General features: G+C 30.6%; 8 protein-coding genes. All 8 read left to right on the forward strand.

The features are described from left to right. Nucleotides 1-110: 110 nt before the first annotated feature. On the forward strand, nt 111-1,397 hold the full coding sequence (locus tag AABL81_RS02660; RefSeq protein WP_158209379.1) for a citrate synthase: 1,287 nt from the start codon (nt 111-113) through the stop codon (nt 1,395-1,397). Nucleotides 1,398-1,517: 120 nt separating this feature from the next. Next, complete coding sequence (locus AABL81_RS02665) at nt 1,518-2,432, forward strand: dimethylarginine dimethylaminohydrolase family protein (RefSeq protein WP_341340294.1); 915 nt, start codon at nt 1,518-1,520, stop codon at nt 2,430-2,432. Between the two features lie 14 nt (nt 2,433-2,446). Continuing rightward, nucleotides 2,447-3,382 (forward strand): citrulline utilization hydrolase CtlX, encoded by a 936-nt coding sequence (gene ctlX, locus AABL81_RS02670; protein ID WP_341340295.1) that lies wholly within the window; start codon nt 2,447-2,449, stop codon nt 3,380-3,382. Nucleotides 3,383-3,522: 140 nt separating this feature from the next. Continuing rightward, nucleotides 3,523-5,646 (forward strand): TonB-dependent receptor plug domain-containing protein, encoded by a 2,124-nt coding sequence (locus AABL81_RS02675; RefSeq protein ID WP_158209376.1) that lies wholly within the window; start codon nt 3,523-3,525, stop codon nt 5,644-5,646. Nucleotides 5,647-5,658: 12 nt separating this feature from the next. Continuing rightward, nucleotides 5,659-7,095 (forward strand): HmuY family protein, encoded by a 1,437-nt coding sequence (locus AABL81_RS02680; RefSeq protein WP_158209375.1) that lies wholly within the window; start codon nt 5,659-5,661, stop codon nt 7,093-7,095. Between the two features lie 353 nt (nt 7,096-7,448). Continuing rightward, nucleotides 7,449-8,015 (forward strand): xanthine phosphoribosyltransferase, encoded by a 567-nt coding sequence (xpt, locus tag AABL81_RS02685; protein ID WP_158209374.1) that lies wholly within the window; start codon nt 7,449-7,451, stop codon nt 8,013-8,015. A gap of 121 nt (nt 8,016-8,136) precedes the next feature. Then, nucleotides 8,137-9,150: an LLM class flavin-dependent oxidoreductase gene (locus AABL81_RS02690; protein WP_158209373.1), complete on the forward strand. Its 1,014-nt coding sequence runs from the start codon at nt 8,137-8,139 to the stop codon at nt 9,148-9,150. A 22-nt stretch (nt 9,151-9,172) separates the two neighbouring features. Next, nucleotides 9,173-9,721, forward strand: a complete 549-nt coding sequence (locus AABL81_RS02695) for a hypothetical protein (RefSeq protein ID WP_341340296.1) — start codon at nt 9,173-9,175, stop codon at nt 9,719-9,721. Nucleotides 9,722-9,822: the final 101 nt, after the last annotated feature.

Consider the following 9,822-nt stretch of genomic DNA (forward strand, 5'->3'; position numbering starts at 1 on the left):
TAAACTTGTATGTATGCATAATAAGTCGTATCTTTCCTTCTGAATTTCTTTGGTTTTTTAATAAATAGCAAAGATTTAATTTAGTAATGAAAAAATAAAATAATAACAATATGTCTAAAACAGCTTATATAGAAGTTGATGGTCAAAGACACGAGTTTCCAGTGTTAGTTGGTACAGAAGATGAAGTAGCAATTGATATCCTTAAATTACGTGCATTAACAGGGGCTATCACTTATGATCCAGGTTATAAGAATTCTGGGTCTTGTAAAAGTGCAATTACTTTTCTTGATGGTGAAAAAGGAATTTTAAGGTATAGAGGATACTCGATTGAAGATTTAGCTGGTAAATCAAACTTTTTAGAAGTAGCATATTTAATTATCTTTGGTGAATTACCTACTAAAGAGCAAATCGAGAAATTTGAAAATGATATTAGAAGACATTCTTTAGTTAATGAAGAAATGAAAAATATCATTGACGGATTTCCTAAAACTGCACACCCTATGGGGGTTTTAGCTTCTTTGACAAGTGCTTTAACTGCTTTTAATCCAAAGGTTGTAAATGCTGAATGTGAGAAAGATTTATATGATGCAGTATGTAAAACTATGAGTAAGTTTTTGGTTATTGCAACATGGACTCATAGAAAAGCTAAAGGTTATCCTTTAAATTATTATGATAATACTAAAAGTTATGTAGATAACTTTTTACGTTTGATGTTTGCTTTACCAACTCAACCGTACGAAATTGATCCTGTAATTAAAAATGCAATAGATAAATTATTTATTTTGCATGCTGATCATGAGCAAAACTGTTCTACGTCTACAGTAAGAATAGTAGGATCTTCTCACGCAGGTCTTTTTGCTTCTGTTTCTGCTGGAGTTTCTGCTTTATGGGGACCATTACACGGTGGTGCTAACCAAGCAGTTCTTGAAATGTTAGAAGCTATTCAAAATGATGGTGGTGATGTGGATAAATATATTGCAAAAGCTAAAGATAAAGATGATGCTTTTAGATTAATGGGATTCGGACATAGAGTTTATAAAAACTTTGATCCAAGAGCTCGTATTATTAAGAAGGCAGCAGATGAAGTTCTTAGTAAGTTAGGTGTTGATGATCCAGTTTTAGAGATTGCTAAAAAATTAGAAGAAGCTGCATTAAAAGATCCTTATTTCGTAGAAAGACACTTATATCCTAATGTTGATTTCTATTCAGGAATTATTTATAGAGCATTAGGTATTCCAACTGAAATGTTTACTGTAATGTTCGCTATTGGACGTTTACCTGGTTGGATTGCTCAATGGAAAGAAATGAGAATTAATAAAGAACCAATTGGAAGACCTCGTCAATTATATGTAGGGGAAGCTTTAAGAAGTTTTGTTCCAATTGATGAAAGAAAATAATTAGCTTTTTGCTATGTAAATTATAAAGCCACTTTTTAGTGGCTTTATTTATTTGCGACATTATTTATTGTCTTGATTATTCGGAGTCCTTTTTTGTTATATTTGTGGAAAATGACTATTATGTTAAAACTACATGTAACCAATGAAACTGCTCGTTTGCGGGCTGTGGTCCTTGGTACTGCTAACAGTATCGGACCCACACCTACGATTGAAGAAGCGTATGATCCAAAATCATTAGAACATATTAAAGCAGGGACTTATCCTGTAGAAGCTGATATGGTAACTGAAATGGATGCTTTTAATAATGTATTTAAGAAATATGATGTTCAGGTTTTTAGACCTGAGATAATTGAGGATTACAATCAAATTTTTACTCGCGATATTGGTTTTGTTATTGAAGATAAATTCATTAAGGCTAATATACTTCCTGATAGAGATCGTGAGCTCGAAGCTATACATTACGTTTTAGATAAAATTAATGATAATGATATTATATCCGCACCAGACGAAGTTCATTTCGAGGGTGGTGATGTAATGTTATGGGATGATCATATTTTTATCGGTTCTTATAAACGTCCAGATTATAAAGATTATATTACTGCAAGGACTAATGAAGCTGGTGTAAACTTTATAAAAGAACTATTTCCTAATAAAATTGTGAAGAGCTTTGACTTGGTTAAGTCTAAAGTTGAACCAAGAGATAATGCTTTACATTTAGATTGTTGTTTTCAACCAGTTGGAAAAGATAAAGCTATAATATATAAAGGTGGCTTTTATGATGAAAAGGAATATCAATATTTAGTTGATCTTTTTGGTTATGAGAATTTGTTTCATATCGAAAGAGAAGAAATGTATCATATGTTTTCTAATGTATTTTCGATAGCTCCAGATGTTGTTGTTTCTGAAAGAAACTTTAAACGTTTAAATGATTGGTTAAGAAATCATAATTTTATTGTAGAAGAAATTCCTTATGCAGAAATTGCTAAGCAAGAGGGATTATTAAGATGTTCTACTTTACCTTTGATACGTGATTAATAATATAAAAAGATATGAGTCAAACTACAAATAATATATTAATGATTCGCCCAGTTGCTTTTAGAATGAATGAGCAAACTGCTGTGAATAATTATTATCAAAAAGTTTTAGATAATCTAACACCTGCAACAGTTAACGCAAAAGCTCAAATTGAGTTTGATGCGTTTGTTGAAAAACTTAGAGCTGTAGGTGTGAATGTTATTGTTGTTGAGGATACAGTTGATCCTGATACTCCTGATAGTATTTTTCCTAATAATTGGATTTCATTTCATGAATCTGGAGAGATAGTTTTATACCCTATGTTTGCTGAAAATAGAAGAGGGGAACGCAGAGAAGATATTCTTGATGCATTAGAAGAACAGGGCTTTGTTATAAATGATGTATGGGATTATACATCAGCTGAGGAAGATGATTTGTTTTTAGAAGGAACAGGCAGTTTGTTACTTGATCGTGTAAATGAAAAAACATATTGTGCATTATCTCCTCGTGCAGATGAAGGTTTAGTAATAGAGTTTTGCGAAGACTTTGAAATGGACCCTGTGATTTTTGAAGCATTTCAAAATGTAAATGGTGAGAGAAAACATATCTATCATACAAATGTTATGATGTGTTTAGCTGAAACATTTGCCGTTATTTGCTTGGACTGTATTGATGATAAACAAGAGAAAAAGATTGTTTTAAATAATTTAAAAACGTCAGGTAAAGAAGTAATAGCAATTACTGAAGATCAAGTGAATAACTTTGCGGGTAATATGTTACAAGTTAAAGGAGCTAATGACAAGAAATATTTAGTAATGTCTACTCAAGCTTTTAATAGTTTAACACCAGTACAAGTTAAAAGTATAGAAAAACATTGTGAAATTTTACATAGTTCTTTAGATACAATTGAAGCTTGTGGAGGAGGAAGTGCTCGCTGTATGATGGCAGAAGTTTTTTTACCACAGAATTAATGTAATGTTATATAATTGAAACGGAGCTTTTAAGCTCCGTTTTTTTATTTTAAATATTATTATTTAAACTCATTTTAAATAATAATATTTCTTATATTTGCAATTGAGAATTTATCTTAATAAATAATAAGAAAATATTAATGAAGCGTAAGTTAATAATTGCACTTGGACTTTATTCAGTTTTTAGTGTAGGGGCAAGAGCACAAGTAAATGATACTATTGCTTCACCAGATCAAAAATTAGAAGAAATTGTTATTTCAGGTCAATATAATCCACAATCAATAAATAAAGCTGTTAATAATGTTACTATTTTAAATAGGCAAAGAATTGAAAATTTAGGAGCTGTAACTTTAGCTGATGCTTTAAATCAGGTAATGAATATCTCTATATTGCCTAACGGAGGTACAGGACGTTCATCTGTGAAAATGTTTGGATTAGACGCACAATATTTTACAATATTAATTGATAATGTGCCTATGATTAGTGATGAAGGATTTGGAAATAATACAGATTTGACTCAGATAAACCTGGATGATGTTGCGCAAATTGAAATTGTAGAAGGTGCAATGGGGGTTGATTACGGAGCGAATGCTGTTACAGGAATCATCAATATTATAACTAAGAAAAATAGTATTCATGATTGGAATGTAAAAACTTTTGTTCAAGAGGAAACAGTTGGAAAGGAATATAATCTCAAGAATAAAGGTAAACATATCCAAGGTATTACTATAGGACATAATATTAATGATAATGTATATGCAAGTATAAGTTATACTCATAATGATTTTAAAGGTTGGTATAACGATAGAGAAGGACAAAATTATTATGGAGATGTTGATAAAAGAGGACATGATTGGTTACCTAAAAATCAGAATAATGTTAAAGGATTATTGAATTATCATAAGGGTAAATATCGGGTTTTTTATAAGTTTGAATATTTCGATGAGCGTATGAAAAATTATTCTCATTTATATGAATTCAATGAAGATCCCATTTTTGAAACTATTGACCCAACAGCTAAAGATAAAATTACAAATACTAAACGTTGGTCTAACGTATTAAATACTTCTGGAACAATGGGAGATTTAATGTTTTTTGACCTTTCTTTTTCTTATCAAAAACAAGAAAGGAACATAGATACTTATCGTTACCGTATTAAGTATGATGAAAAGTTTGATAGAGAGTCTTTTAAAAATGAAAGTAAGGAAGTTTGGTTTTCAAGAGGAACTTTTAGTGATTTTATTAAATGGGAAAAAGCAAAGTTTCAAGTAGGTTATGAAATTTTAAATAATAAAGGGTATTCAAGTATGACTGAGTTATTAGGAGAGAAACCTAAAAAGAAAACTTTGGGAAGTTATGATTTTTATGCCTCTTCTGAAATTACAGTTACTCCTAAATTTATGGTGAGACCTGGATATCGTTTAATGACCTCTAATGTTTTTGAAAGTCAACATGCTTTTAGTTTAGTAATGAAGTATGTGTTTAATAAGGATTATGAATTACGTGCAACTGTAGGTACTTCTCCAAGATTACCTAATTATGAAGAACTTTATACTTACTTTGTAGATGTTAATCACGACTTACAAGGTAATCCCAACCTTAGTCCTGAGAAAGGAAAAACTCTTTTTGTAAATCTAAAGAAAGAGTATAATCTTTCTGACGATTTTAATGCTACAACGAGTTTAACTGGTCGATATCTTACTGTTCAAGATAAAATAGATTTGATTGAGATTGTTAGTCCAGATGGATTGAGATTTGAGTATGATAATGTTGATCGTTTTAGAAATATTGGTTTTACTATTTTGAATCAATTAAGTTATAAGCAGTTTGACTTTGGACTTGGTTTTACTATGTCAGGTACTGCTCAAGAAATATTTAATGCTCCTCAAGATGTAGATAAGTTTTTATATACACCTGAAGTTACTGCTAATATTAGTTATAGATTACCTAAAACAGGATCTGTTTTCTCGGTTTATTATAAGTATAATGGCGAGGAGTATAAGTATAAAAAGGAGAGTGATATTTTTGGAGAATATTATATTAAGGGAAAACAAGAGAGTTATTCAATGCTTGATTTAACCGCAAGACAACCTTTTTTAGATAAAAAGTTAATGTTAACTGTAGGGATAAGGAATTTATTTGATGTAAAATATTTGAAATCAACAACAAGTGCAGGAACAGCTCATGATGGTGGAGTTACGACAATTCCTTTAGGATACGGAACGAGTGTTTTTATGAAATTACAATATGATTTAGGTTTTTAGAAGAAAAAGAAAATGAAGAATTTTATTAAAATAAGTATATTATTATTGATAACGTGTTTTTTTGCTTCTTGCGAAAAGGATTCAAAAAATGGTAATAATGAAAGCAGAGATTTTATTGTAGCGTTTGCAGAACAGTCTATTTCGTATTTAGATATAAAGAGTACAAAAAATATTTCATTAATATTTTCTGATGTTGCTGTTGAAAGTGGAAGTGTAGAGATTCGAGTGAAAGCAATTAATGCTGAATATGGAGTTGATTTCGAAACTTTACCTGCTGTTTCAGATGAAGTTTTAATTATACCTTTTGTAAAAGGCGATAGAGGAGCTGAATTCACGTTTAAGAATATTGAATTTCCATGGAGACGTCAAGATATGACCATCCAATTTCAAATAGAAAGAATTAATTATAAGGGGGCTAATTCATTTATTCAAGGATACGATGTAATGGCTATTAGTTTTGATGCTGCATTAGGAGGGATTTTGAGTCCTGCTATTGGTGGACCAAGTCAGCCATTTCAAGTATATGTGGACTTAGGAGGTAAAGCTACTTATCCAATTAAACGTGATTCTTGGGACTTAGCTTTTTATTCTGGTAAAGAGGATGTGGTTAAGATAAATGGAGCTGTTTATATGGCAGCTGGTAAGTTAGCTTTTAATGATATTGATAAAGTGAATGAAGGTCATGTTAGTGAAATGAAAAAACAGGTTCAAATAGGAACTTTTGATGCTGCAAATACTGCTTATATTGATCATACTTCGGGTAGTTTAGATTTTACTGCAATAAACAAAGTAAGTGATAATGATGTAGAGAATAACGTTTATCTCTTAAATTTAGGATTTCTTCCTGGTACTGGAAATGTAGCACCTGGCTCTGTTAATATTACTGGTGATGAAAGAGGTTGGATGAAAATTCGTATTTTGAAAAGAAACGATGGTTATTTATTGCAGTATGCAAATTTGAGTGACCTAACGCATAAGGAAGTAGTTATTTCTAAAAAAGAAGCTTTTAATTTTCAATTTTTTAGTTTAAAAGACCTAAAGGTTGTAAATGTTGAGCCTTCTAAAAAGAAGTGGGATTTAAACTTTACTGTTTTTACAAATACAGTAGATCAAAATGGTACTCCAAAAGGGTCTTATGGTTTTTCGGATTTCATAGTTATTAATCGTTATGCAGGAGTTAAAGCATATAAAGTTGATATTCCTAAAGGTGATAAGAAATTTTATAAACAGTTTGCTAAACAAGATATTGTCGAAAGTAATTTATCTTCAGATTTAACCACTATTGGTGGTAGTTGGAGAGATGTTGCAAATGCTAAGGTTTTAAATAGAGATGTTTTTTATGTTATAAGGGATTCGAAAGGAAACTTTTATAAAATGAGGATGCTTGGTTTTATGAATGAGAAAGGGGAACGTGGTTATCCTAAGTTTGAATATAGCTTATTATATTAGAGAAGATATTACATAGAGAAATGTTGTCGCACTTTATGTATGTGATTCAATTAAATTGCCAAATGCTAATGTATTTGTTGTTTATTGAGTTGTTAGTTTATTTTTGTTAGAAGAACCCCAAGTTTGTCGCACTTGGGGTTTTTTGATATATGTAAGTATTATATTAAAAGTGTTTTATAGTATAATGAAGTATTAGGAGTGTATTTATTGCTAAATTTCAGCATAGTATTTTTTATAAGATATTCTATTATCTGTTTTGCATTGCTTGTTTGTTAGATTATGGTAAATTCGCAGACTAATAAATTTAGTGTATATTGATATGCTAAATCGAAAACATACAACACAACAAAAAAATGGAATTATTACGTCAACGTATTCTTCAAGATGGTAAATGTTTTGAAGGAGGTATTTTAAAAGTAGATAGCTTTATTAATCATCAAATGGACCCTGTTTTGATGAAGTCAATCGGTGTAGAATTTGTCCGTCGTTTTGCTTCGAGTAATGTTAATAAGATTATGACGATTGAAGCAAGTGGTATTGCTCCTGCTATTATGACTGGGTATTTATTGAATCTACCTGTGGTTTTTGCTAAAAAGAAAAAACCAGCGACTATGGAAAATATGTTGCATACACAGATTCATTCTTTTACAAAAGATAGAACTTATGATGTTGTTATCAGTGGAGACTTTTTAAAGCCTGGGGATAATGTTCTTTTTGTAGATGATTTTTTAGCTTATGGTAATGCTGCAATCGGAGTTTTAGATCTAATAGAGCAATCTGGAGCAAATCTTGTAGGAATGGGATTTATAATTGAAAAAGCTTTTCAAGATGGCAGAAAGCTATTAGAGGAGAAGGGAGTGAGAGTAGAATCACTTGCTATTATTGATGATTTGTCTAATTGTACAATTGATATTAGATAGTTATACAAAATCACTTCTTTGATGGAGTGATTTTTTTGTTTAGAATGGTATGTGTACGTTATTCATTTTTTAAAATAAAAATAAGTAACTTGTATTTTGTGTGAAATTATAAATGAATGTTATGGGAGATAAATCTAATAAAATACCTTATTCTTTTTTAGATCTTGCAATTGTAGGAGAGGGAAAAAGTATAACTCAAACTTTACATAGTGTTTTAAGGTTGGCTCAATGTGCTGAGAATTTAAACTATAGTAGATTTTGGATGGCAGAACATCATAATATGGCTAATATAGCTTCTTCTGCTACATCAGTTCTAATAGGATTTGTAGCAAGTGGCACGTCTAAAATAAAGGTGGGGTCAGGTGGAATTATGTTGCCTAATCATTCGTCTTTAGTTATTGCTGAACAATTTGGAACTTTAGATGCATTGTATCCTGGTCGTATTGATTTAGGATTAGGACGTGCTCCTGGAACAGATCAACTTACCGCCAAGGCATTAAGAAGAAATGATGTTCAAATAGCGGATTCATTTCCTAATCAAATTGAGGAGTTGAAGAATTATTTTAGCAATACAGATAAGCAATGTAAAGTTCGTGCTTTTCCAGGTGAGGGGGCTAATGTTCCTTTATGGATATTAGGCTCAAGTACTGAAAGCGCATATTTAGCGGCAGAGCTTGGATTACCTTATGTTTTCGCAAGTCATTTCGCTCCTCATCAACTTCAACAAGCGAGTAGGATTTATAAGAGATATTTTAAGCCATCTTCTCAATTGCAAGAACCTTATTTTGTTGCTTGTGTAAATGCTATTGTTGCAAAAACGTCTGAAAAAGCACAATTCTTAGCTACGTCTTTTTATAAAATGTTTTTAGGGATTATTAGGAATGATAGAAAGCCAATGCAAGAACCTTGTGAAACTATGAGTGGGGTTTGGACTGCTGAAGAAGAAGAGGCAGTATATAATATGACGGCTTGTTCTTTTATAGGAACTCCTGAAGATATAAGCGAGGATGTTCAACGTTTTTGTGACATCTTAGAGGTGGATGAATTAATGATTACATCACCTATCTATGATGAACAAGAAAAAATAATTAGCTTAGAATTATTTTCTGAGGTAATGAAGAAGTGTAGAAAATAAAATTTTTGTTGATAGTATAAATATGAGTTTGTTTACGAGAATAGGAGGATTAATTTTTATTGCCACTTTTTTTTTGAATTGTAGTGATAAAGTAGATGTTAAGGTTGTTGATTTTAATAATGAGTACTCTATAGAGTTACCAACTTATTTAAAAAGAGTTGAAGGTTTGAACTCTGAAGCATCATTACAATATATGAATACTATTAATGGTGTATGTGTAATGGTAATTGAAGAGCCTAAGTCTAATCTAACAAAGTTAATAGCATCATCTGCTTTTAAGGAAAGTTATTCGGATAGTTTAGAAGGATATGCGGATATTTTTTTGAACCAAATTGATAAGAAATTTAGTATAATTGGTAAGCCCATTATTCAAAATTCAACTATAAAAAACAATAAGTTTGTATTTCTTTCTTTTAATGTAAGATTGGTCGAGAATGATATTTATTATGATATTGCTTTAGTTGAGGGAACAGGAAAATATTATCAAGTATATACCTGGGTTCCTGTTAATGGAAAAGTAAAAGAACAAAATTCTATGAGGAAAGTATTGGAGTCATTTGAAGAATTATAAATTATATTTAGAATTTTTTGAAACGATATTATATAATATAAAAACAAAAAAAGCCACTTAACACTTGCGTTAAGTGGCTTTTTTGTTTGGCGTTAGTACAG

Origin of the sequence: Myroides sp. C1519, assembly GCF_038039755.1 — a bacterium.
In the GTDB taxonomy this organism is placed as follows: domain Bacteria; phylum Bacteroidota; class Bacteroidia; order Flavobacteriales; family Flavobacteriaceae; genus Flavobacterium; species Flavobacterium phaeum_A.

Coding starts and splice junctions, on each gene's coding strand:
- AABL81_RS02660 (WP_158209379.1), top strand. CDS start 111: ATGTCTAAAACAGCTTATATAGAAGTTGATGGTCAAAGACACGAGTTT.
- AABL81_RS02665 (WP_341340294.1), top strand. CDS start 1,518: ATGTTAAAACTACATGTAACCAATGAAACTGCTCGTTTGCGGGCTGTG.
- ctlX (WP_341340295.1), top strand. CDS start 2,447: ATGAGTCAAACTACAAATAATATATTAATGATTCGCCCAGTTGCTTTT.
- AABL81_RS02675 (WP_158209376.1), top strand. CDS start 3,523: ATGAAGCGTAAGTTAATAATTGCACTTGGACTTTATTCAGTTTTTAGT.
- AABL81_RS02680 (WP_158209375.1), top strand. CDS start 5,659: ATGAAGAATTTTATTAAAATAAGTATATTATTATTGATAACGTGTTTT.
- xpt (WP_158209374.1), top strand. CDS start 7,449: ATGGAATTATTACGTCAACGTATTCTTCAAGATGGTAAATGTTTTGAA.
- AABL81_RS02690 (WP_158209373.1), top strand. CDS start 8,137: ATGGGAGATAAATCTAATAAAATACCTTATTCTTTTTTAGATCTTGCA.
- AABL81_RS02695 (WP_341340296.1), top strand. CDS start 9,173: ATGAGTTTGTTTACGAGAATAGGAGGATTAATTTTTATTGCCACTTTT.